The 21,426-nt window shown below is 71.7% G+C and carries 18 protein-coding genes and 5 pseudogenes; 7 read left to right on the plus strand and 16 right to left on the minus strand.

What is annotated here, in order from left to right; genetic code table 11:
- The first annotated feature begins 248 nt into the window (after positions 1 to 248).
- The 3 genes from AB0G47_RS36225 to AB0G47_RS36235 are packed head-to-tail and all read left to right on the plus strand — an operon-like array spanning position 249 to position 3,834.
- The gene (locus AB0G47_RS36225; protein WP_360778842.1) at positions 249 to 1,661 is read left to right on the plus strand and encodes a family 2B encapsulin nanocompartment shell protein; all 1,413 of its coding nucleotides are present in this window, start codon (positions 249 to 251) and stop codon (positions 1,659 to 1,661) included.
- A 44-nt stretch (positions 1,662 to 1,705) separates the two neighbouring features.
- The gene (locus tag AB0G47_RS36230; protein ID WP_360778845.1) at positions 1,706 to 2,914 is read left to right on the plus strand and encodes a family 2 encapsulin nanocompartment cargo protein terpene cyclase; all 1,209 of its coding nucleotides are present in this window, start codon (positions 1,706 to 1,708) and stop codon (positions 2,912 to 2,914) included.
- A 20-nt stretch (positions 2,915 to 2,934) separates the two neighbouring features.
- Complete coding sequence (locus AB0G47_RS36235) at positions 2,935 to 3,834, plus strand: geranyl diphosphate 2-C-methyltransferase (RefSeq protein WP_360778848.1); 900 nt, start codon at positions 2,935 to 2,937, stop codon at positions 3,832 to 3,834.
- Between the two features lie 52 nt (positions 3,835 to 3,886).
- Here the strand turns inward: AB0G47_RS36235 and AB0G47_RS36240 are convergent, their stop codons facing one another.
- From AB0G47_RS36240 to AB0G47_RS36275, 8 genes and pseudogenes are all read right to left on the minus strand, one after another.
- Positions 3,887 to 4,765 carry a glycoside hydrolase family 16 protein gene (locus AB0G47_RS36240; protein WP_360778851.1) on the minus strand — a complete coding sequence of 293 codons (879 nt, stop codon included), beginning with the start codon at positions 4,763 to 4,765 and terminating at the stop codon, positions 3,887 to 3,889.
- Positions 4,766 to 4,887: 122 nt separating this feature from the next.
- The gene (locus tag AB0G47_RS36245) at positions 4,888 to 6,249 is read right to left on the minus strand and encodes a S28 family serine protease (RefSeq protein ID WP_360778854.1); all 1,362 of its coding nucleotides are present in this window, start codon (positions 6,247 to 6,249) and stop codon (positions 4,888 to 4,890) included.
- Positions 6,250 to 6,408: 159 nt separating this feature from the next.
- Positions 6,409 to 7,854, minus strand: a complete 1,446-nt coding sequence (argG, locus tag AB0G47_RS36250) for an argininosuccinate synthase (protein WP_360778857.1) — start codon at positions 7,852 to 7,854, stop codon at positions 6,409 to 6,411.
- A gap of 55 nt (positions 7,855 to 7,909) precedes the next feature.
- Complete coding sequence (locus AB0G47_RS36255; protein ID WP_360778860.1) at positions 7,910 to 8,335, minus strand: GNAT family N-acetyltransferase; 426 nt, start codon at positions 8,333 to 8,335, stop codon at positions 7,910 to 7,912.
- A gap of 155 nt (positions 8,336 to 8,490) precedes the next feature.
- Positions 8,491 to 9,201 (minus strand): C39 family peptidase, encoded by a 711-nt coding sequence (locus AB0G47_RS36260; RefSeq protein WP_360778864.1) that lies wholly within the window; start codon positions 9,199 to 9,201, stop codon positions 8,491 to 8,493.
- Between the two features lie 43 nt (positions 9,202 to 9,244).
- Positions 9,245 to 9,672, minus strand: a pseudogene (locus AB0G47_RS36265) (hypothetical protein).
- Positions 9,673 to 9,980: 308 nt separating this feature from the next.
- Positions 9,981 to 10,970 (minus strand): helix-turn-helix domain-containing protein, encoded by a 990-nt coding sequence (locus tag AB0G47_RS36270; protein WP_360778867.1) that lies wholly within the window; start codon positions 10,968 to 10,970, stop codon positions 9,981 to 9,983.
- 37 nt (positions 10,971 to 11,007) lie between these two features.
- The gene (locus tag AB0G47_RS36275) at positions 11,008 to 11,940 is read right to left on the minus strand and encodes a DUF5829 family protein (RefSeq protein ID WP_360779164.1); all 933 of its coding nucleotides are present in this window, start codon (positions 11,938 to 11,940) and stop codon (positions 11,008 to 11,010) included.
- Between the two features lie 239 nt (positions 11,941 to 12,179).
- On the opposite strand from AB0G47_RS36275, the gene AB0G47_RS36280 reads away from it, so the two are divergent.
- On the plus strand, positions 12,180 to 13,373 hold the full coding sequence (locus AB0G47_RS36280; protein WP_360778870.1) for an FAD-dependent oxidoreductase: 1,194 nt from the start codon (positions 12,180 to 12,182) through the stop codon (positions 13,371 to 13,373).
- A gap of 24 nt (positions 13,374 to 13,397) precedes the next feature.
- Here AB0G47_RS36280 and AB0G47_RS36285 read toward each other — a convergent pair whose 3' ends face one another.
- Together AB0G47_RS36285 and AB0G47_RS36290 are read right to left on the minus strand one after the other, a co-directional pair.
- Positions 13,398 to 15,467: a BTAD domain-containing putative transcriptional regulator gene (locus AB0G47_RS36285; RefSeq protein ID WP_360779167.1), complete on the minus strand. Its 2,070-nt coding sequence runs from the start codon at positions 15,465 to 15,467 to the stop codon at positions 13,398 to 13,400.
- A 15-nt stretch (positions 15,468 to 15,482) separates the two neighbouring features.
- A pseudogene (locus AB0G47_RS36290) lies at positions 15,483 to 15,697 on the minus strand (AAA family ATPase); the annotation flags it as partial.
- Between the two features lie 158 nt (positions 15,698 to 15,855).
- Here AB0G47_RS36290 and AB0G47_RS36295 point away from each other — a divergent pair.
- On the plus strand, positions 15,856 to 16,734 hold the full coding sequence (locus AB0G47_RS36295) for an alpha/beta hydrolase (RefSeq protein WP_360778872.1): 879 nt from the start codon (positions 15,856 to 15,858) through the stop codon (positions 16,732 to 16,734).
- Between the two features lie 26 nt (positions 16,735 to 16,760).
- Here the strand turns inward: AB0G47_RS36295 and AB0G47_RS36300 are convergent, their stop codons facing one another.
- Both AB0G47_RS36300 and AB0G47_RS36305 read right to left on the minus strand, forming a co-directional pair.
- Positions 16,761 to 17,123: a DUF952 domain-containing protein gene (locus AB0G47_RS36300; RefSeq protein ID WP_360778875.1), complete on the minus strand. Its 363-nt coding sequence runs from the start codon at positions 17,121 to 17,123 to the stop codon at positions 16,761 to 16,763.
- Between the two features lie 65 nt (positions 17,124 to 17,188).
- Positions 17,189 to 18,022, minus strand: a complete 834-nt coding sequence (locus AB0G47_RS36305) for a LysR family transcriptional regulator (protein WP_360778878.1) — start codon at positions 18,020 to 18,022, stop codon at positions 17,189 to 17,191.
- Between the two features lie 173 nt (positions 18,023 to 18,195).
- Here AB0G47_RS36305 and AB0G47_RS36310 point away from each other — a divergent pair, with 173 nt between their 5' ends.
- Both AB0G47_RS36310 and AB0G47_RS36315 read left to right on the plus strand, forming a co-directional pair.
- Positions 18,196 to 19,086: an NAD(P)H-binding protein gene (locus AB0G47_RS36310; protein ID WP_360778880.1), complete on the plus strand. Its 891-nt coding sequence runs from the start codon at positions 18,196 to 18,198 to the stop codon at positions 19,084 to 19,086.
- A gap of 40 nt (positions 19,087 to 19,126) precedes the next feature.
- A pseudogene (locus tag AB0G47_RS36315) lies at positions 19,127 to 19,321 on the plus strand (metallophosphoesterase); the annotation flags it as partial.
- Positions 19,322 to 19,359: 38 nt separating this feature from the next.
- On the opposite strand, the gene AB0G47_RS36320 reads toward AB0G47_RS36315, so the two are convergent.
- The 4 genes and pseudogenes from AB0G47_RS36320 to AB0G47_RS36335 form a co-directional block, all read right to left on the minus strand.
- Complete coding sequence (locus tag AB0G47_RS36320) at positions 19,360 to 19,689, minus strand: hypothetical protein (protein ID WP_360779183.1); 330 nt, start codon at positions 19,687 to 19,689, stop codon at positions 19,360 to 19,362.
- Positions 19,690 to 19,764: 75 nt separating this feature from the next.
- Complete coding sequence (locus AB0G47_RS36325) at positions 19,765 to 20,511, minus strand: cupin (RefSeq protein WP_360778883.1); 747 nt, start codon at positions 20,509 to 20,511, stop codon at positions 19,765 to 19,767.
- A gap of 35 nt (positions 20,512 to 20,546) precedes the next feature.
- Positions 20,547 to 20,777, minus strand: a pseudogene (locus AB0G47_RS36330) (DUF6807 family protein); the annotation flags it as partial.
- Positions 20,778 to 20,807: 30 nt separating this feature from the next.
- A pseudogene (locus AB0G47_RS36335) lies at positions 20,808 to 21,230 on the minus strand (Gfo/Idh/MocA family oxidoreductase); the annotation flags it as partial.
- Between the last annotated feature and the right edge of the window lie 196 nt (positions 21,231 to 21,426).

Consider the following 21,426-nt stretch of genomic DNA (forward strand, 5'->3'; position numbering starts at 1 on the left):
GTCCGCAGCGCGCCGGAACGTGCCGTCAATCGGGGCTTAATCCCGCCGGTACCTGCGCAAACATCGCGCGCGCTCGATCATCGTATCGAGTTAATGTCGGCGACTTTCCTTGGTCCGGGCGGCCGAGCGGCCGTTAGTGTTCCCTCTGGATCTGGCCGGATTCCCGTTCTTATACCCCTGTTTCCCTCCTATTGCCCGGTGACGTCCGCATACGCACGCCACCGCACTGACCAAGGAGAGCTCGCCCGATGACTGTTGACTCGAGCCCGGAAGCACAAGTGGAGCTGCCGCGGCAGTCCAGCCTGGGTACTGCGGCCGCCCGCAACCTCGCCACCACGACCAAGTCCGCCCCGCAGATGCAGGAGATCACCTCCCGCTGGCTGCTGCGGATGCTCCCCTGGGTGGAGACCAAGGGCGGCGCCTACCGGGTGAACCGTCGGCTGACGTACACGGTCGGCGACGGGACCGTGGAGTTCGTCCAGGACGGCTCCGACGTCCGGGTGATCCCCCGTGAACTGGGTGAACTGGCCCTGCTGCGCGGCTTCGACGACGACGAGGTGCTGACCGCCATCGCCGATCGGTGCGTCCAGCGCGACTTCCGGATCGGCGAGACGCTGGTCGAGCGCGGCACGCCCGCGGAGCGGCTGCACCTGATCGCCCACGGCCGTATCAGCCAGACCACCGTCGGCAGGTACGGCGACGAGGTCGCCCTGGACGTACTCGCCGACGGCGACCAGTTCGGGGAGAACGCCCTCATCGACGAGGACGCCCGGTGGGAGCAGACCGCCACCGCCGAGACCTCGGGCACCCTGCTGACCCTGTCACGCGCCGACTTCGCGGCCGTCCTGTCCACGGCGCCGAGCCTCCGGGACCATCTCGCGGAGTTCGCGGCGCTCTCCCGCCAACGGCAGAACCGTCGCGGCGAGGCGGAGATCGCGATGTCGGCCGGCCACACCGGCGAGCACGAACTGCCCGGCGCGTTCGCCGACTACGAACTGAAGCCGCGCGAGTACGAACTCTCCGTCGCCCAGACCATTCTGCGGATCCACACGAGGGTCGCCGACCTCTACAACGGGCCGATGAACCAGACCGAGGAGCAACTCAGGCTCACCGTCGAGGCGTTGCGCGAGCGCCAGGAGCACGAGCTCGTCAACAACCGGGAGTTCGGCCTGCTCCACAACGCCGCCTTCAAGCAGCGCATCCAGACACACTCGGGTCCGCCGACACCGGACGACATGGACGAGCTGCTCTGCCGCCGTCGCGGGTCGAAGTTCTTCCTCGCACACCCCAAGACGATCGCCGCGATCGGGCGCGAGTTCAACGCGCGCGGGCTCTATCCGGACCACGTCGACCTCGGCGGCCAGCAGGTCCCGGCCTGGCGCGGGGTCCCGATCCTCCCCTGCAACAAGATCCCGATCACCGAGGAGAAGACCAGCTCGATCCTCTGCATGCGTACCGGCGAGGAGAACCAGGGCGTCATCGGACTGCATCAGACCGGTCTGCCGGACGAGTACGAACCGGGCCTGTCGGTCCGCTTCATGGGCGTCGACGAGAAGGCCATCACGTCCTACCTCGTCAGCACCTACTACTCCGCCGCCATCCTCGTGCCGGACGCGGTCGGCGTGATGGAGAACGTGCAGATCGCCCGCTGGCCCAGGTAGCGGCCCCGGCCCGCGAGGCCGCCCACCCCCCGAAGGAGCCATGGATGCACGTACTCGCCGACGCCGCGGCCCGCGCCCGCGACATCAAGGCCGCCATCGGCGGCCCGCCTCCCCTCGATGCCCCTGCTGCCGCGGCGCCTGCCCCGAGCGCCGGCCTGGAGCGGCTCCTGCGCGGCCCCAGCGGCCTGGGCACGGGGGGCCTGCGGCTGATGCTGCGGGAGGAGCCGCCGACACCTCCGGAACCGGCGCCGCCGCAACCGGTGGCTCCGGCGGAAGGCACGCCGATCCCGGGGCTCTACTTCCACCCGGTGCCCGAGCCCGACCCGGTGCGGGTCGATGAGGTCAGCCGCAGGATCAAGTCCTGGGCCCTTGACGAGGTTTCCCTGTATCCCGATGACTGGGAGGAGCAGTTCGACGGGTTCTCCGTGGGGCGTTACATGGTCGCCTGCCATCCGGACGCGCCCACCGTCGACCACCTGATGATCGCCACCCGCCTGATGGTGGCCGAGAACGCGGTGGACGACTGCTACTGCGAGGACCACGGGGGCTCGCCCGTCGGCCTCGGCGAACGTCTGCTGCTCGCGCACACCGCCCTGGATCCTCTGTACACGACGCAGGAGTACCAGCCGCACTGGGCGAAGTCGCTCCACGCGGACGCGCCCCGGCGCGCCTACAGCTCCGCCATGGAGTACTTCGTCCAGGTGGGCAGCGCCGCGCAGGCCGACCGGTTCCGGCACGACATGGCACGGCTGCACCTGGGCTACCTCGCCGAAGCCGCCTGGGCCCAGCTGGAACACGTACCCGAAGTGTGGGAGTACCTGGCGATGCGCCAGTTCAACAACTTCCGCCCCTGCCCGACCATCACCGACACCGTCGGCGGCTACGAACTGCCGGCGGACCTGCACGCACAGCCCGCCATGCAGAAGGTCATCGCTCTCGCGGGGAACGCGACGACCATCGTCAACGACCTGTACTCGTACACCAAGGAACTCGACGCTCCTGGCGTGCACTTGAACCTGCCGGTCGTGATCGCCCAGCGGGAGGACCTCTCCGCCCAGGACGCCTATCTGAAGGCGGTCGAGGTCCACAACGACCTCATGCACGACTTCGAGGCCGAAGCCGCGGCCCTGGCCGCCGCCTGCCCCGTGCCGAGTGTGCAGCGCTTCCTGCGCGGCGTGGCCGCCTGGGTCGACGGCAACCACTACTGGCACCAGACCAACACCTACCGCTACAGCCTGCCCGACTTCTGGTAAGAGAAGTTCCGGTAAGAGAAATGGATTCATCTGTGACCAGCACCGAACTCACCGCCACCTCCACCGGCACCCCCCTGCGCATCCCCGGCCCGGCGACGCCCTACCAGGGGGACATCGCCCGCTACTGGGACGGGGAGGCCAGGCCCGTGAACCTGCGTCTCGGCGATGTCGACGGTCTGTACCACCACCACTACGGCATCGGCGGCGTCGACCACGCCGCGCTCGGTGACGCCGAGGACAGCGAGAGCGAGAAGAAGCTGATCGCCGAGCTGCACCGACTGGAGTCGGCGCAGGCCGAGTTCCTCCTGGGGCACCTCGGTGACATCGGGAGTGACGACACCCTGGTGGACGCCGGCTGCGGCCGCGGCGGCTCGATGGTGATGGCGCACCAGCGCTTCGGCTGCACGGTCGAAGGGGTCACACTGTCGGCCAAGCAGGCCGACTTCGCCAACAGGCGTGCGCGCGAGCTCCGCATCCAGGACCACGTCCGCGCCCGCGTCTGCAACATGCTCTCCACGCCCTTCGAGACCGGGCAGGCCGCGGCCTCGTGGAACAACGAGTCGACCATGTACGTCGACCTGCACGACCTCTTCGCCGAACACTCCCGCGTCCTCAAGGTCGGCGGCCGCTATGTGACCATCACCGGCTGCTGGAACCCGCGGTACGGCCAGCCCTCCAAGTGGGTCTCCCAGATCAACGCGCACTTCGAGTGCAACATCCACTCGCGCCGCGAGTATCTGCGCGCCATGGCCGACAACCGCCTCGTCCCGCAGGCCGTCGTCGATCTCACCCCCGACACCCTGCCGTACTGGGAGCTGCGGGCCACGTCCTCTCTGGTCACGGGAATCGAGGACGCGTTCATCAACTCGTACAAGGACGGGTCCTTCCAGTACCTCCTCATCGCGGCCGACCGTGTCTGACATCGGCTGATCGGTAGGGCCCGTTCCCGACGGAACGGGCCCTGCCCCCATGTCACTTCCAGTTGTACGCGTACGCGGCGACCCAGGTGATCTCCAGTTGCGCGCTGCTGCCGGGCGCCGCTCCGGGTCCTTCAAGGGCGCTCTCGTTCTGCAGGACCCAGGACAGCGGGTCGTCCGGCACGCCCCTGGTGTCATGTCCCGTCTCACGTCCGTCGACGAAGAAGCGGACGTGTCCGGGGGTCCACTCGGTCGACACCGTGTGCCACTCGGTCCAGTCGTCGGCGCCGCGGAACGAGCCCTGCTCGCCGCCGCCGCAGGGATGGTGGAAGGCGGTGAGCGAGCCGGTCCAGTTGCCCTCGGGGTGGTCCATCTCGCAGCCGCCGCCGTAGTGCAGCCAGGCCGACTTGTATCCGGGGGCCGGGTCGGTGACCTTGATGCGGGCGCTGTACTTGCCGTACTTCATCTGCATGACGGCACGCGGCACGACCGCCGCGGCGTGGACGGGGCCGCCGTCGGCGGGCCGCCACATCCGGATGCGCATCCGGCCGTCGCCGTTCTCCGCAGGGCCCACGCTCACGGTGTCCTCCGGGTGGTAGACACCGACGACATCGCGGCCGCGGTCGTTCGCCGTGTCACGCCAACCGGTCGGGTACGCCCACCAGTTGTCGCGGTAGTCGCCCTTGAGGCCGCCGCAGTACGCCGCGGAGGTGTCGGCGTGGTGGTCGCAGTCACGGAACGCGCCGAGCGGCACCCGGTCGCCGTTGAAGTCCTCGGCGAGGACCTGCCAGAACGGCCCGCAGTCACCACTGGGCAGCTCGGTGCCGGAGGTGGCGGAGGTGGCGGCGCAGGCGTCGGCCGACCGTGGCGCTCCCCCTGCGCTCGGGATGGACAGCAGGGCGGCGAGCAGGGCGGTGCCGATCGCCGCGAGCACGACCGGCCTTCCTCGTCTCGCCGCCGCGTGAGTTCCCATCGCGATGCCCTTCGTGGAAGGGGGTCATCCTCGCGGAGCGCGCGACGTCCCGCCATACCCGTGCGTCGCCGTGGAAGAACTCCTCACTGGCCGGCCCAGCGCCGCAGCGTGGCCTTGGCGGCGGCGGAGTCCTTCGCGGGAAGCGACTCGATGCGTGCCCGGTGGTTGGTGTCCGGGGCGACGTAGAGGTGTGCGTCGCGGCTGCCCCGCCCGAGCCGGAAGCGCTCGGCGGTCGCCACGTCGTTCTCGCCGTAGACGAAGAGGAGTTGGCTCCCTTGGTGCCGTACCCAGCGGTCGATGTCGGCCATCGCGTGCGGCTGGAAGCGGAGCGGAATGTCGCGGGGCACGTAGGTGCGTACGTCCTGGACGCCGGGGTGGCGGAGCAGACCGGTCAGGTGGGGGGTGCTGTACTGCGGATAGCCGAGCTGGGTGCCCAGTTGGTAGAAGTACGGCGTCAGGGGCTTGAGCGTGGTGTCCGTGAAGTTCGCGAGGCCAGTGGTCCGGTCGAGCCAGGTGTACAGCTGCTGCGTCGAGGCCGTGGGCTCCGGGACGTCGGTGCACTGGGCGTCGCCGTACTGCCAGTACATCGGTACGGCCCGCAGCACGGCGAGTTCGTACGCCTTGTCGGCGCTGCCGATGATCCCGAACGTGTGCCCCTTGTCGGCCGCCCACGTCGTGTACCGGGCCACCATCTCGTCGCGCCGCACCAACGCCTCGCGCTGTACGGCCTTCAGCCTGGCGCGGCAGGCCGGTGTCCCCACGCGTTCGATGAACGCGTCGTACGCGCTGTCGTCGCGGTCGTTCACGTTGTCGGGGGCCGCGTAGACGACCGTGCCGTCCACGTCCCGGGGGTGGAAGCGCCGGTGGTAGACCGAGGTCATGCCGCCCTTGCTGCCGCCCGTCGATATCCAGCGGCCGTCGTAGAGCGGCTTGAGCGCCTGGATCAGGCGGTGGTGGTCGTCGGCGGCCTGCCGGATGTCCAGCTTCGACCAGTCGACGGGCTTCGGCACGGACTTGTCGAAGTACCGCTGCTCGGTGACGATTTCATTGCCGTCGACGAGCTGGGTGGGCTCGGAGCGGAAGTCGGGGTTCGAGACGAGGCCGTAGCCGGATGTGTAGAGGACCGTCGGCCGGTCGGTCGACTTGTGCAGCAGCCTCAGCCGCTGCTCGAACGTGCCGCGCTCGGGATGCCGGTGGTCCACGGGCTGCCGGTAGGCAAGGTCGAAGTAGCGCTTCCCTTGCGGGGCGGCGCGTTCGGCCGTGACCCGCATGCCGGGGATGGCCTCGATGCGCGCGCGGATGTCTCCGTCCGGCGGCTGCTCGGCGCCGGGGGCCGCCGCTGCAGGGGCCACGGCTCCCGGTAACGGCCCTGCGGTCAGCGGGACGGTCAGCAGGCCGAGGACGACGAGGGCCATGCGGAGGCGGGTGCGGTGAACGTTTCGCATGCGGCAAGTCAAGCCGTCGGGGTGGGCCCGCGGGCCCCCTGGCCGGGTGAGCGGCCTCCCCCGCGCGGGGGGTGACTACGGGCGGCGCGGCCTGGGGATCAGAAAGGGCCGACCCGGCGCCGGGTCGGCCCTTCTGGTGGTTCCTCTCGGCGTGGCCGGTCAGTCCGTGCCGGACTCCATCGCGGCGCGGTCCAGCATCGCGTCGTCCTCGGAGACCTCGCCGCGCGATGCGATGGCCTCGGCGCCGCCCTCCGGCATGGTGCCGATCAGGCCGGTCGCGGCCGCCTGCGCGGCACCGATGGCGGGGCTGCCGGTGCCGATCAGGCCGAGGCCCGCGTACTGCTCCAGCTTGGCGCGCGAGTCGGCGATGTCGAGGTTGCGCATGGTGAGCTGGCCGATCCGGTCCACCGGGCCGAACGCGGAGTCCTCGGTGCGCTCCATGGACAGCTTGTCCGGGTGGTAGCTGAACGCCGGGCCCGTGGTGTCGAGGATCGAGTAGTCCTCGCCGCGCCGCAGCCGCAGCGTGACCTCGCCGGTGACGGCCGTGCCGACCCAGCGCTGGATCGACTCGCGGACCATCAGCGCCTGCGGGTCGAGCCAGCGGCCCTCGTACATGAGGCGGCCGAGGCGCCGGCCCTCGTTGTGGTACTGGGCGAGGGTGTCCTCGTTGTGGATCGCGTTGACGAGACGCTCGTACGCGGCGTGCAGCAGGGCCATGCCGGGCGCCTCGTAGATGCCGCGGCTCTTGGCCTCGATGATCCGGTTCTCGATCTGGTCCGACATGCCCATGCCGTGGCGGCCGCCGATGGCGTTGGCCTCCATCACCAGGTCGACGGCGGAGGCGAACTCCTTGCCGTTGATCGTCACCGGGCGACCCTGGTCGAAGCCGATGGTCACGTCCTCGGTGGCGATCTCGACCGACGGGTCCCAGAACTTCACGCCCATGATCGGCTCGACGGTCTCGACACCCGTGTTGAGGTGCTCGAGGATCTTGGCCTCGTGGGTGGCGCCCCAGATGTTGGCGTCGGTGGAGTACGCCTTCTCCGTGCTGTCGCGGTAGGGCAGGTCGTGCGCGACGAGCCACTCCGACATTTCCTTGCGGCCGCCGAGCTCGGTCACGAAGTCCGCGTCGAGCCAGGGCTTGTAGATCCGCAGGTGCGGGTTGGCGAGCAGGCCGTAGCGGTAGAACCGCTCGATGTCGTTGCCCTTGAAGGTCGAGCCGTCGCCCCAGATCTGGACGTTGTCCTCGAGCATCGCCCGGACCAGCAGGGTGCCGGTGACGGCACGGCCGAGCGGCGTGGTGTTGAAGTAGGCACGCCCGCCCGAGCGGATGTGGAACGCGCCGCAGGTGAGCGCGGCAAGGCCCTCCTCGACCAGCGCGGCACGGCAGTCGACCAGGCGCGCGATCTCGGCACCGTAGCTCTTCGCGCGGCCGGGCACCGAGGCGATGTCGGGCTCGTCGTACTGGCCGATGTCGGCGGTGTAGGTGCACGGGACGGCGCCCTTGTCGCGCATCCACGCGACCGCGACCGAGGTGTCGAGGCCGCCCGAGAAGGCGATGCCGACGCGCTCGCCGGCGGGAAGGGAGGTGAGGACCTTAGACATAGGAAGAGTATGCATCATCGCGCATGGTCATGCAAAGCGATGTCTTGGCCCTGCTTCAGGGGGCCATGTGCGGGCACCGCACCCCACTGGGCGGGAAGGCGGTCTCCGTCTCGTCCTCTATGGCGGCGAAGAAGCGCCGCCCCTCGGACGACTGCCGTGACGTCGACCAGGAGTAGTCCGCGCAGCCGGCCAGGGCCGTGTGCAAGGCGTGGCGGCCCAGGCCCTGGCCCTGCCAGTGGGCGGCGACGGCGATGTTGCCGATGTAGCCGAGCCGGCACGGATGGCAGATCTGGTAGTCGAGGCGGCCCACCGACCGGTCGGCGAGGTCCACCATGGCGACGGCCCTGCGGCCTGCGGGCAGTGTCTCCGCGATGCGCTCGAAGCGGGCGGCGGCTTCCCTGGCCGGGCGGCTCACGCGGTTCTCGCGGTTCTCGCGGTTCTCGCGGTTCTCGCGGTTCTCGCGTGACGTCTCGTAGAGCACGGCATGTGACTCAAGATGCCTCCCGCAGACAACGCTGTCGCAGAACATTGCCCGCACCCTAGCCACCCTTCTACAGCCGCGTAAAACCTGCTGGCCGCCGCCCCGCGTGTGTCGGGCCGCCCAGCGCCGAGGGGGGAACACGGGCGGCCCGACGGTCAGGCGGCGCAGCCCTTCGGCGGGATCAAGGTGGCGAGCTGATCGAAGGAGAGCCAGTAGATCTGGTTGCCGCCGAAGGAGGCGGGGTCGGCGATGAGGACGGTGCGGTTCGCGTCGTCGTAGCCGATGACCGTGAAGTAGTGGTAGATCGTCTGGTCCGGTGGGTAGCCGGGCGGCTGGTTGCCGGGCGGGGCGACGATGTTGGCCACCAGCGGGTAGTTGTTGTCGATGTCCAGGACGATGTCGTTCCACAGCAGGTCCTTCTGGGCCTGCGTGGGCGGGTCGTTCGGCATCTCCTTGGTCTCGTACCAGCCGGTGCCGAGGTTGCCGTTGAGCACGCCCGTCACCTGGCTGATGTGATCGGTGCCGGCCTCGGTGGTGCCGAGCTGCGCGGCAAGGTCGCCCTGGCTCGGCGGGGCGACGCGTGCGGAGAGCGCGATGCGGGTGGCGGCGGGGCCGCACCAGTAGCCGGTCTCCTGGACCTGGTAGTCGACCGGAAGGGTGTGCGCGCCCGCGGTGTCGACGCCGCCGACGCTCAGGCGGGTGCCCGGCTCGTTGCGTCCGCTGACGACCGCGGTCCCGGCCTTCGAGCCGTGCCGGAGGACCGACACGGCGTCGGGGTGTGCGGGTTCCGCGTGCGCCGCGGCGGGGGTGACGAGGGCTCCGACCGCGGCAACGGCGATCGCCGAGGCGACAAGTCTCTTGCGCATACGGGCTCCTGGGGTGAGGGGTGGAGGGACTGACGCCCATGGGTCACGGGATCGGCGGGACCGATGGGCCTTCCTGGGCGAGCAGGTCGCGGGCGAACTGCTCCCACTGCGCATAGCGGTCGGGGAAGGCCGAGACCTGGACGGCCCGGCAGACGTCGCCGGGCGGCATCGTCTGCCAGCCGTCGATCTGGATCAGTCCCGGATTGCTGCCGAAGGGTGCCACTCCGTAGAAGGACTTGGACGAGGTGGGTACGTCGGTGATCTGCCGAGTTCCTCCGGGCCGAGGTCGGCCGCGGTCCGGAAGGTCCGCAGCAGTTCGGCATCGGATGCGCGGTGCAGGGCTCTGGCGGTCGCGCCGTCGACCACGCCGGTGCGGGACAGCCCGTGCCGCTCCTGGAAGGAGTTCAGGCCGTGCCCGGAGGATTCCGCCGCGGCCGCGTGGGGCACGGCGGCCTGGGCCGGGCCTGGCAGGGCGGTCAGGGTGCCGGCGAGGGCGAGACCGAGGCCGAGTGAGGCGGCCGCGGCCGCGGTTCGGGGGAGGGGGAGCGTCCGGGTGCGGGTGTGGGTGTGGGGAGTACGCATCGCCACTCCTTCATCGGATCGTCGATGCGTCCCCCGCCCGTGCGCGGGCGCCCTCGCGGCCCGCGCCGCGTCGGCGGGGCGGCAACACTCCGCGCACGGCGCGCTGTTGGGACACCACGCGGTGGGGGACGCGTGTGCAACAACCCGGCAAGGGTGCTGGCATGCTCACGCCATCCGCAAGGAATGAAAGCTGAGGCTTACGACCCGCCGCGCTCGCAACTGCGCACCAGCGCACGCCCTTCCGCGGTCGCGACGTGGAACGACCGTCCGGCCCTGCGCACCGTGGTCACCAGGCCCGCCCCGCGCAGCACCTTCATGTGCTGGCTGATGGCGGGGTGGGTGACCGCCAGGAGGCGGGCGAGCTCGATCGTGGAGGAGCCGGTGCGGACCGCTTTGAGGACGGCGGCGCGGGTGTGCCCGATGAGCGCACCCAGAGCGTCGTCGTCCCTGCGGTCGGGTCGCGCGGGGCGGGTCCAGTCCATCGCGTGGTCCATGGGGTACACCAGGACGGGCGGCAGTTCGCCGTCGGCGAGCGTGACGGGCGTGGGCCAGCAGAAGAACGAGGGCTGGAGGGTGATACCACGGCCGTCCAGGCGCAGCTGATGGTCCACGGGGTAGTCGACCTCCAACACCGGCGGTTTCCAACCGAGTTGGGGGCCGAGACCGGCGAGCAGGCCGTCGGTGCCGCCGTCGAGAAGACTGTGCAGACGCACGATGCGGTCGGCGTCGATATGGGCGTGGATGCGCGGCCAGAAGGGCGCGAGCGCCTCCAGGTGGTACGTGTGGAGCGCCCCCCCCAGTCTCCGCAGGGCCTCGCCGTCTCCCCCGGCCAACGACTCCGTCCAGCCCGGGAGTCGACGCGATGCGGCCACCCGCGTCAGATCGGTGCGCAGCCGCGGCCGGGGTGTGCGCACCAGGGTCTCGACGGCCGCCTGGAGGGTGGCGCAGTCGCCGTGGGTGGGGGTGAGGAAGTCCGGCGAGTTGCCGTACGGCGGCAGCAGGGGAGGCAGCAGTCGGCAGCTGCCCGACAGACGCGGGCCCGCCCACCGGCGCCACGCGCCGAACACCCGTGAGCCGTCACGTCGTTGGAGGGTCTGTACGCTGTTGCTGATCTCCCAGAGGTAGTCGGGCCCCGAGGCGACCCGCACCCGCGCAAGGTCCTCGGTGGTGAAATACACCCGCAGCATGCCCGCCCCCCCTGCACCCGTCCCCGCTCCCGCGCGGCTACTTCGGTGCGTCGAAACTCCACACGGCGCCGAGCCCCGGGCCGACGACGAGGGTCGACCGGCCGATCCGCTCCTCGTGCCGGTACCCCACGGGCCCGTTGAGCGCGAACGTGACCTGCCGCAGTCCCGCCTGATCGCGCGGCGCGGCGTCGAGCCGGACCGTGACACCGCCCCGCGTCGCCACGGCGCCGTCGCCCACCTCTCGGACGGCGAACCCGCCGGCGCGCAGCAGCGGCACCGTGTTGTCCACGTCACGCGCGGAGGCGGCGAGGCGGACCGATGTGACGTCGCGCATCTCGTGGTCGCGGTAGTCGTCGGGCAGATAGCGCTCGCGGCCCACGTCACCGGGGTAGTTGGGCGGTTCGGTCTTGCTGCGCGGGTCGGCGAAGTACTCCGGCCGGTACTCCATCCCCCAGGCGCCGAAGGAGTCGTACCGGTCCGTGGTGAGCACGGCGTCGTACCACGGCACCGGGACGCCGTCGCCGAAGTCACGCGTCTGCTGGAACTCGACCGGCTCGGTCACCCCCAGGTCCCGCAGCCGCTCGATGACCTTCGCCCCGTCACCCGCCCGCTCGGTCGATACGCCCATCCCCGCGGAACCGAAGGCGCCGTCCTGGCCCGGCAGATCACCGACGCCGAACAGTTCGAGGTAGGTCTCGCGGCCCATCAGATAACGCCCGGTCCACGTCTGTCCGTCGGAGCCGGTGGTGGTGCGGACCTGGAAGTCGGCGAACTCCCGCAGATAGGCGGAGTGCTCGATGGCATCCGCGGTCTCCCGGTCGAGCACGCCGTAGGCGTGATTGAAGAAGAGCAACTGCCGCCCCTGGGAGGGCTTTCCCTCCTCGGCCCGCGCCGTGCTCGTACCGCCCCCGACCGTCCCGACGAGGGCGGCGGCGACGGCCACGGCGAGGACCATGACGGTCCGCAGCATGCGGTGAAGGAGCATGCGCTGGAAGGGCGTGCGCTCAAGAGGCATGCGCTGAAGGGGCATGCGGGCGATCGTAGGGCGGACGCGGTCCCGGTCGCCGTCGATTCGAGGGAGGCGTCGCAAAACTGACGTCTGCCGGTCACCTTGCCCCAGTGGAGGGCCTCGGGAGCGGCCCGCGCGGGCAGTTACCGTTGCCCATCATGCGATTGAGCACAGATCGACTTCGACCCCTTGGAGAGCCCGTGGCCACCACCGCCCCTGCCCCGCTGACCGGCCCTGTTGTCATCGTCGGCGCGGGCATCACGGGAGCCACCGCCGCGCTCACGCTGCGCGCCGAAGGGTACGCGGGCGAGCTCACCCTCGTCGGCGACGAACCCGAACTCCCCTACCGCAGACCGCCGTTGTCCAAGGAGGTCCTCTCCGGGGCGCTGCCGCCCGCCCGTACGCTGCTGCGTCCCGCGGAAAGCTGGGCGGAGCAGCGCGTCGACGTGCGCACCGGCACCGCGGTCACCGAGGTGGGCGTGACCGAGCGGACCGTGCTCCTCGCCGACGGAACGGTCCTCCCCTACGAGCGGCTGCTGCTCGCCACGGGCGGCCGCCCCCGCCGCCTTCCGGGAACCGACGGCCTGCCCGGCGTCCACCAACTGCGCAGCCTCGCCGAGGCCGACGCGCTGCGCGGCACGCTGTCCGCGGGCGGCAGGGTGCTGGTGGTCGGGGCCGGTCTCATCGGTCTCGAGGTCGCGGCCACCGCCCGCGGGCTCGGCTGTGACGTGACGGTCGTCGAGTCCGAGCCGCAGCCGCTCGGCCGGGTGCTGCCGGGTGCGGTCGCCGATGCGGTCGCCCGCCTGCACCGGTCCGAGGGCGTGGAGATCCGCACCGGCGTGCGGCTCGAGCGCTTCGAGCGGCGGGACGGGCGTGTCGTCGCCACCGACGACACGGGCGGCACGCTGACGGCGGACACGGTCGTCGTCGCCGTCGGCATGGTCCCCGAGACGGCGCTTGCCGAGCGCGCGGGACTGAAGGTCGACGACGGCATCGTCGTCGACGCCCACGGCAGGACCTCGGCGCCCGACGTCCACGCGGCCGGGGACGTGGCCCGCGGCCCCTACGGTCCTGAGGGTCAACTGTGCCGGTTCGAGCACTGGTTCAACGCCCAGGAGCAAGGCGCCGCCGTCGCCCGCAGCCTGCTCGGCTCGCCCGATCCGTACGCACCGAAGCCGTGGTTCTGGACCCAGCAGTACGGCAACAACCTCCAGGTCGCCGGTGCGCCGCAGGACGCCGACACCCTGGAGGTCGACGGGGACCCCACGGCACCCGGACGTCTCGACTTCGCGGTGCGGGCCTACCGCGACGGGGGCCGGCTCGTCGGCGTGGTGTGCGCGAACCGGCCCAAGGTGTTCCACGGGCTGCGCGCGGAGCTGGACGCGGCCCGGTGAACCGTCGGGTCCCCGGCATCGCCACTATGCGCGTGCGAGCGCCGAGGCCAGCTCGTCCAAGTACCTGGAGACCGGACCGCAGCTGATCAACCCGCTGCCGGCGCCCGCCAGTTCGGCGGACGCCGGCTCCAGCTGCGTACGGGCGCGGCGCATCACCGCGTGGTCGCCCACGAGGACGGCGGCCCGTGCCACGACGCACCAGAGCGCCTCGAACAGCAGGTCGCGCGGCGGTGCGGCGATGTCCCGGAGCCCGGCACGGGCGCCCGCATCGTCGCCGCGGGACGCGAGCAGGAGGGGGCGCACCCAGGGTTCGTAGGGGCCCCAGTCGAGGCCCCGGTCCATCGCGGCGATCCGGGACGTCGCGTCGGTTCGGGACGTCGCGTCGGTTCGGGACGTCGCGTCGGTTCGGGACATCGCTTCGATCCGCGACGTCGCGTCGTGGCGGACGTAGAGACTCAGCCGGGCCAGCGGCGGCAGGCCGTGCCGCAGCCCCGGCATCCCCGCGCCCTCCAGGGTCGCGGCGGCCGCTTCGTACGCGGACTCCGCCGTCGCAAGGGGCGCTGTCAGGGACGTGCGCAGCGCCCGGTACCACGTCGTGAAGACGGCGACGAGGGGCAGTTCGTGGCGCTGGGACAGGAGGTCCGCCGCCTCCGCGTGCAGGTCGGCCCCGGCGAAGTCGGCGAGCGCGGAGCGCGCCTGCAGCCGGATGAGATGGCCGAGCACCTCGTAGGTCACCAGGTTGTTCTGTCCGGACAGGGACACCAACTCGGCGCCGATCGCATCGCGCCGTGCGGCGAGGCCCGCCCGCTGGAACGTCTGCATGAACACGCCGTTCAACGCGAAGGCAAGCAGTGACGCGTCGCCCAGGTCCCGTGCGATCCGCTCCGACTGCCGTGCGGCCTGCAGGGCGCGCGCATGGGTGCCCGACGCGCTCGGCTCGCCGGGGAGCATGCCGCGGGACTCGACGGCGACCGTGGCGAGCAGCCGTCCGCGTACCGCGTCGTGCCGTTCGGCAGGAAGCAGCCGCAAGGTGCGTTCGGCGGCGCCCACCAGCCATGCGGCCTGTTCGGGGTCGTCCGACCGCGTCCAGATCGCGGGCACGTCGTAGATGCCGATGACGCGCGCCGTCAGTTCCGGGTCGCCCAGTTGCTCCGCGGCGGCCACGGCCGCGACCCGGTGGCGCCGGGCGGCCTCCAGGCCGCCGCCTCCGGTCACCGCCAGGTCGCGCATCAGACCGGCCGTGGACTCCAGGCGGGCGCGGGAGCGTGAGGGCACCGCGTTCTCGTACGCCGCTGCCGCCTGGGCCCAGACCTGGGCCGCCGTTCCGCCGGGGCCCGGGTCCAGATGGTCCTCCTGGCGCAGCATGTCCGCTTCGAGGCGGCGCAGCCGCGGGCCCGGGTCCACCCCGAGGTGTTCGCCGAGCATCCGCCGTGCGCGGCGGACCACGGACAGCGCGTCGGCCTGGCGTCCCGACCGGTACAGGGCCGTCGCGAGCAGATGCCAGGCGTCTTCGCGCCACGGGTGGTCGGCGACATGGGCGTCGAGGTCCGGCACCGCCTCGGCGGCCGCGCCAAGGGCGATCCTGCCCTCGGCGCGGCGCTCGACGGCGTGCAGGCGCAGTTCGGTGAGCCGGGAGCGCTCGGCGCGGGCCCACGGCTCGTCCGCGAAGTCGGCGTAGGCGGGACCGCGCCAGGTCGCGAGCGCGTCGGTGAGCCGGGCCACGAGCCGCCCCGGCGGGAGTTCGGCGGCGGACCCGACGTCCTTCTCGAACCGCCAGGCGTCGACGTCATCGGGGGCGGCCCGCAGCGCGTATCCGGGGCCCTCGGTGACGAGCAGGCGGGCCGGCGCCCGGGGCGGCCTGTCCGGTTCGATCGCGCGGCGCAGACCGGCGACGAACGTCCTGATCGTGCCGACCGCGTCCGCAGGGGGCTCCTCCCACAGGTCTTCCACCAGGCGCGCGACCGGGACGACGCGCCGGCGGGCCACGATCAGCCGGGCGAGGACCGCCCGGTGCCTCGGCCCCTTGAGCGGGACGACAGCGCCGTCCTCGCCCCAGGCAGCGACGGGGCCGAGCACCCCGAACTCCACGTGCACGTCCCGCCCGTCCTTCCGTCCCACGCTGTGCTTATCGCCGTACCCGCTCAAGTCGATGCGGGCCCTGGCCCGCATCGACGTCGCAGAGGAAGTCGGCGAGCGCCGTGGCCGGCTCGGTCCTACCGACGCCGGTCGGCCCCAGGAAAGAGGAACGATCCGGTGGGCCGGTCGGGGTCGGCGGTCCCGGCACGGGTGCGCCGCACGGCATCCGACACGGCGCGCACGGCCTCGGCCCGCCGGCCTCAACGTACAGCGCGTTCATCGGCTGCTCATCGGGGGCCCGCAGGCTTGACCCACCGCGTGACCGGGACGCGGGCCCGGCGCCGGCCGCCGGCCGAATCCGGGACGCCGACCTGCGAGAACCCTCCGCACCGAAATGAGCGCAGCCATGGAACCCACCATCGACGGATTCGACCGCCACCGCGTGCCGGTGGCCGACGGCATCACCCTGACCGCGGCAGTCGGCGGCTCGGGGCCGCCAGTCGTCCTGTTGCACGGTTTCCCCCAGACGCACTTGATGTGGCGCCATGTCGCCGCCGACCTCGCGGCCGACCACACCGTCGTCTGCCCCGACCTGCGCGGCTACGGCGACAGCGACAAGCCCGTGGCGGAGAGCCCCGACACCTACTCCAAGCGGACCATGGCAGGTGACATCGTCGCCCTGGCGAAGAGCCTCGGGCACGACCGTTTCGCGCTGGCCGGGCACGACCGGGGAGCGCTGGTGGCCTTCCGTGCGGGGCTCGACCATCCGGACGTGATCACCCATCTGGCCTGCCTCGACGTACTGCCCACCCTCGACATGTGGGAGGCCCTGCACGGCACGGCCGCGGCCGTCGGCTTTCATCTGTACCTCATGGCCCAGCCACCAGGGCTGCCCGAGAAGATGATCGCCGCCTGCGCGGACGAATTCTTCGGTCATTTCCTCGACGTGTGGGCCCATGACCCCGAGGCCGTCCCGGCCGAGATCCGGGCCGCCTATCTGCGGGCCTGCCGCGATGCCGTGCCCTCGATCGTCGCGGACTACCGCGCTTCCGCGGGCATCGACGCCGACCACGACCGGGCGGACCGCGCGGCGGGCAACCGGCTGACCATGCCCGTGACGGTCCTCCAGCAGGACTGGGGCGCCGCACTCGGCTTCGAGGCGGCGACGTTGTGGGGAGCGTGGGCGGCCGACCTGCGCCACGCCACCGTCTCGTGCGGGCACTTCATGGCGGAGGAGGCCCCCACCGACATCGCCAAGGCCCTGCGGCACCTGCTTGCCCGCTGACCGTCGGCGGGGGCTAGCCACGCGTGTCAGCTCGCCTGCTTCAATTCCCTGGCCGAACCCTCCTCGTCCCACTCGACCTCCAGGATCCGCTCGACGGCGTCACGGTTGACCGGCCCGAACACATGGGGAAACAGGGTGTCTTCGGCGACGCCGGGCGGCGGGGCGGGGGCCGCCGCCTCGTGTTCCACCCGGGCGGCGAGACGGTCCTCGTCGAGGCACAGCACCAGCAGCGGCCGCGGCGCGCTCCGGTAGAAGGCGTTGACGACGGCCAGAGTTGTCGCCTCGTCAGGGGAACAGTGGACGAACCCTTCCTCCGCGAGCGAAGCGGGTGCGTACGGGCGGTCGGTCTTGGCGCTCCACTCGCTGAGCGGCACGGCGTGGTAGATCATGCGCCGGTTATACCGCAGCGGTCATGACAAGGGGGTCCCGCGCAGGCACGCCGGCGCTGCCGCACTCACCCCTGGCCCGCCTCCGCCACGGACGTGGCGGCGCGGACGAGTGCCGCCACGTCCGTCGAGCGGGACTGCTGCGGCCAGGCGACGGCGAGGACCGCGGGCGGTGCGTCCGTGACCGGGCGGTAGACGACACCGGGGCGTGGGTAGCGGTCGGCCACCGAGACGGGGAACAAGGGGGTGACGTCGCCGAGGCCGACGAGCGTGAGGAGTTGGGCGAGGTCGTGGCCCCGGCCGCGGGTCTCGTCGATGAAGCGGTCCACATCGCCGGGGCGCAGGCCGAGATCGGCGAGCGCCACCTGGTCCTTGCCGGCGAGCGGGTGCGTGGCGGCGAGTGCCACGACACGCGGTTCGGCGACCAGTGTCTCGCTGTCCAGGCCGGTGCGGTCGAACGGCTCGTGCACCAGGGCCACATCGGCTTCCCCCTGGCGCAGGAGCCGCGGCTGTTCGTGCCAGGCGCACAGCCGGACGGCGACGGGCACGGCCGCGGGATCGGCGGCGTGCCGCGCCAGGATCGGCTCCAGGAGTCCCGCGTCCCCGTCGGCCTTGACGGCCAGGACCAGCTTCGGCTCCGGGGAGGCCGCGCGCTGCGCCCGGCGCGCGGCGGCCCGCAGGGCGTCAAGGGCGATCCTCGCCTCGGCGAGCAGCACCGACCCGGCCGGGGTCAGCGTCACGCTGTGGGTGGTCCGCTCCAGGAGGGTGACGCCGAGATCCGTCTCAAGCCGGCGGATCGCGCGGGACAGGGGCGGCGGGGAGATGCCGAGGCGCTCCGCGGCGCGGGCGAAGTTGAGCTCCTCGGCAACGGCGACGAAGTAGCTCAGCGGCCGGGACTCCACGCTCTCCCCCCTCCGGTCGGTATTGCCCTGAGGGTAACAAGCGGGAGCTGATCGGTCCTTCAGTTCGGGCGCGCGACGCAGCAGGCTCGACGACATCCGGCGAAGCACCCGCCGAAGCCTCCTGAGGCACCACCTGCCATCTCCAAGTCGACGTACGTCTATGGGAGTTGTTCATGATCGTCATCACCACCCCGACCGGGCAGATCGGCCGCCAGGTCCTCGACCGTCTCCTCGACGCCCCCGACGGCACCCCGCCGATCCGGGTGATCGCCCGCGACCCCGCCCGTCTCTCCGAGCGGGCGCGCGAACGCGTCGACGTCGTACGGGGATCTCATGCCGACCCGGCCGTCCTGAAGGAGGCGTGCGCGGACGCCGACCGCCTGTTCTGGCTGGTGCCCCCGACGCCTGGGGCCGACAGTGTCGAGGGCCACTTCCGCGACTTCACCGAGCCGCTGCGCGAGGTGATCGGGCAGCAGGGTGTCACGCGGGTCGTCGGCGTCTCGACCCTGGGCCGCGGAGTGGCGAAGAACGCCGGGCAGATCTCGGCGTCGCTCGCCGCGGACGAGGCGATCTCCGCGATGGGGGCGCACTACCGGGCACTGTGCCCGCCGTTCCTGATGGAGAACCTGCTGGGCCAGGCCGAGTCGGTCCGCGCCACGGGAACGCTCCGCCTGGCGCTGGCTCCGGACCGCGTCCTGCGCACCTGCGCCACCCGCGACATCGCCGCCACGGCGGCCCGGCTGCTGCTCGACACAACCTGGACCGGGCAGGCCGACGTCCCCCTGGTCGGACCCGACGACCTGTCCCCCGAGGCCATGGCGCAGGTCGTCGCCGAGGTCATCGGCCGTCCGGTGCGCGCGCAGCAGACCACCGGCGCGGACTACAAGGTGACGATGGTGCGCTTCGGGGCGAGCGAGGCCTGGGCGCAGGGCCTTGCCGACATGACGGATTCCCTGAACGACCAGGGCTACTACGGCGCCACCGCGCCGAGCACTCCCGAGAACGCGCCCACGACCTTCCGTCAGTGGTGCGAGGAGGTACTCGCGCCGGCAGTCGCCGATTGACCATCCCCTCAAGGGCGTTGGAACGTTCGAGGATGACGGGATGACGACAGCCATCGCGCATCTCAGCGATCCGCACCTCACGACCGGCCCCCTGGCGGGTGATCCCGCCAGGGGGCTCGACCGGGCGCTCGGCCGAATCCTCGCGCTCCACCCCCGGCCGGACTGCGTGGTGATCACCGGCGATCTGGTGGATCACGGCAGTCCGAAGGAGTACCGGACCCTCCACGAACTGATCCGCCGGTTTCCCCTCCCCCTGCACCTGGTGGCAGGCAATCACGACGAACCCGATGCGCTGCCGACAGCCACGCCGCGGCGCCGATCGGCGGTTACCAGGCGCTCCGCGGGGAGTGCGGTATTCGTCCGCGGGTCCGTCGTGGCTGGTCGCGCAGTTCCTCGCGCCCCTTCGGGGCGCACAGCCCGTACGTCGATGGCCGTCAGCGCAAGGGCCAGTGGCCCCGGCACCAGCAGCGGCAGCGGCAGCGGCAGCGGCAGCCACGCACACAGCGCCGCCGCCGCGAGCGCGAGGAGGGTCAGGCCGCTGCCGAGCGCGGCGGGAGCGGTGATCAGCGGGACGCAGGCAGGGACGTGACGGCGCCGAGCCACAGCACGTCAGCGAAAAGCGTCATGCGCGGCCCGAAGCTCCTCTCTGGTTCTTGACGCGCGCTTCTTGGGGGGCGGTTACTCGTCGTGGTACGGGAAGGTGGTGCCCGGCAGTTCGTACTCGTCGCGGCGGCCGCACATGCCGTATCCGCCGCGCCGCGAAGGAGCGGTGTCGTACGTGCCCGATGCGGCGAGGTAGCCGGGGTCGCCCGCCTCCAGCGCGTCGAGCTGCGTGCCGGTGCGCTCGGCCGTGGCCAGCGCGCCCGCCCGCCACAGCTCACGCCACGTGGGGACCTTGTCCCGGACCAGGCGGGCCGCGGCCTGCTGGAACTCCAGGTACGGGCCGTTGTCCCCGGCCCTGAGCGCCTCGCGCAGCGGCAGATATCCCTCGACGGCCAGATCGCGGCGTTTGCGTGCGGCGGCCTCCGCCTCCGGACCGGACTTCGCAGGGAGCCGCGCCGCCGCGGCGTACCGCTCGGGGTCGGCGAGCACGTCGGGCGGGAAGGTGAAGACCGCGTCCCCGGCCTCGGGCAGGCCGCTGTTCTGCATCAGCACGGTGATCCGCAGCTCCCCGCCCTGCACCATGCGGTGCACGGTGCCCGGCGTGAACCAGGCAACCGAGCCCGCCTCCAGGGGGACGTCGCGGTAACCGTCGGGGCTGAGCGTCTGGACGGCGCCGCGGCCGCCGGTGACGACATACGCCTCCGTGCACACCAGGTGCAGATGGGGGCTGCCGCCGCAGACGCCGTCGGCTGCCTCCCAGTCGTAGGCGGTGAGGTGCGAGAGCCCGACGGCTCCGGGCAGCGGGTGCGGGAGGCTCACCATGTCAGTCCCTTCAGGTGCGTTGAGACGCGGTCGCGGTAGCGGTAGGCGAAACACGCGCCGGGGGCCAGCTCGAACTCCTCGAAGAATGCCCAGGAGAACGCGACGGTGGGGATGGGTTCGGAGCGTACGAACCAATGCGATGCATGGACGGCGTCGAGGTGCTCGAGGGCGTGCGCGAAGACGAGCGTGGAGTGCGCGTCGACGTCGCCGTGCTCGGCGGTGAAGGCGAGCCAGGGGCCTTGGCGGGCGTGGACGGCGCCCGAGCCGTAGCGGTGCTGAAAGACCACGGATGCGTACGTTCCCGATGCCTCCTCGGCGGCGGCGATCTCGTCGTACTCGGCGAGCGGGAGGCACAGCGGCTTCTCGCACAGCACCCAGACGCCCGCCGTCAGCGCGGCCACGATCTGCGTGCAGCGACGGCGGGGTGCTGATGAGGACCAGGTCGCGGCGAGGCCGGCGTACCCCTCGACGTCCATGCCCGACGCACGGGCCCGGGTGCGGAACGCGTCGAGCCGGGCGGGGTCGACCGCGGCTCTCAGCTCGATCCGGCCGGAGTGGGCCCGCAGGGCGGGCAGATGGCTGCCGGTGACGATGCCGCCGGTACCGACGACGGCGGCCCGCAGGCGAGTGGGGGTGGAGGACACGGGTCTCCTCGTACGGCGGTGGACGGCCGGTGGACGGCGACAGAAAGCGCTTGCCCCGATGGCGACCCTAGACACGGCGCGATTGTCAGGACAAGACCCCCGGCAGCAAGGAATGAAACGAATCAATCTGTGGACAGCGGGCGATCCGGAGTGTCAGCCTCAGGGGGCGACAGGCGACATCAACCGCACCCGTCCCGCCGCATCGCACCCCGCCGAAATCCATCCCGCCGAACGGATTCCGCATGCCCTAACGCCGTACCCCGTCGCCGCT

Source organism: Streptomyces sp. NPDC021622, from assembly GCF_040640795.1.
Lineage (GTDB): Bacteria > Actinomycetota > Actinomycetes > Streptomycetales > Streptomycetaceae > Streptomyces.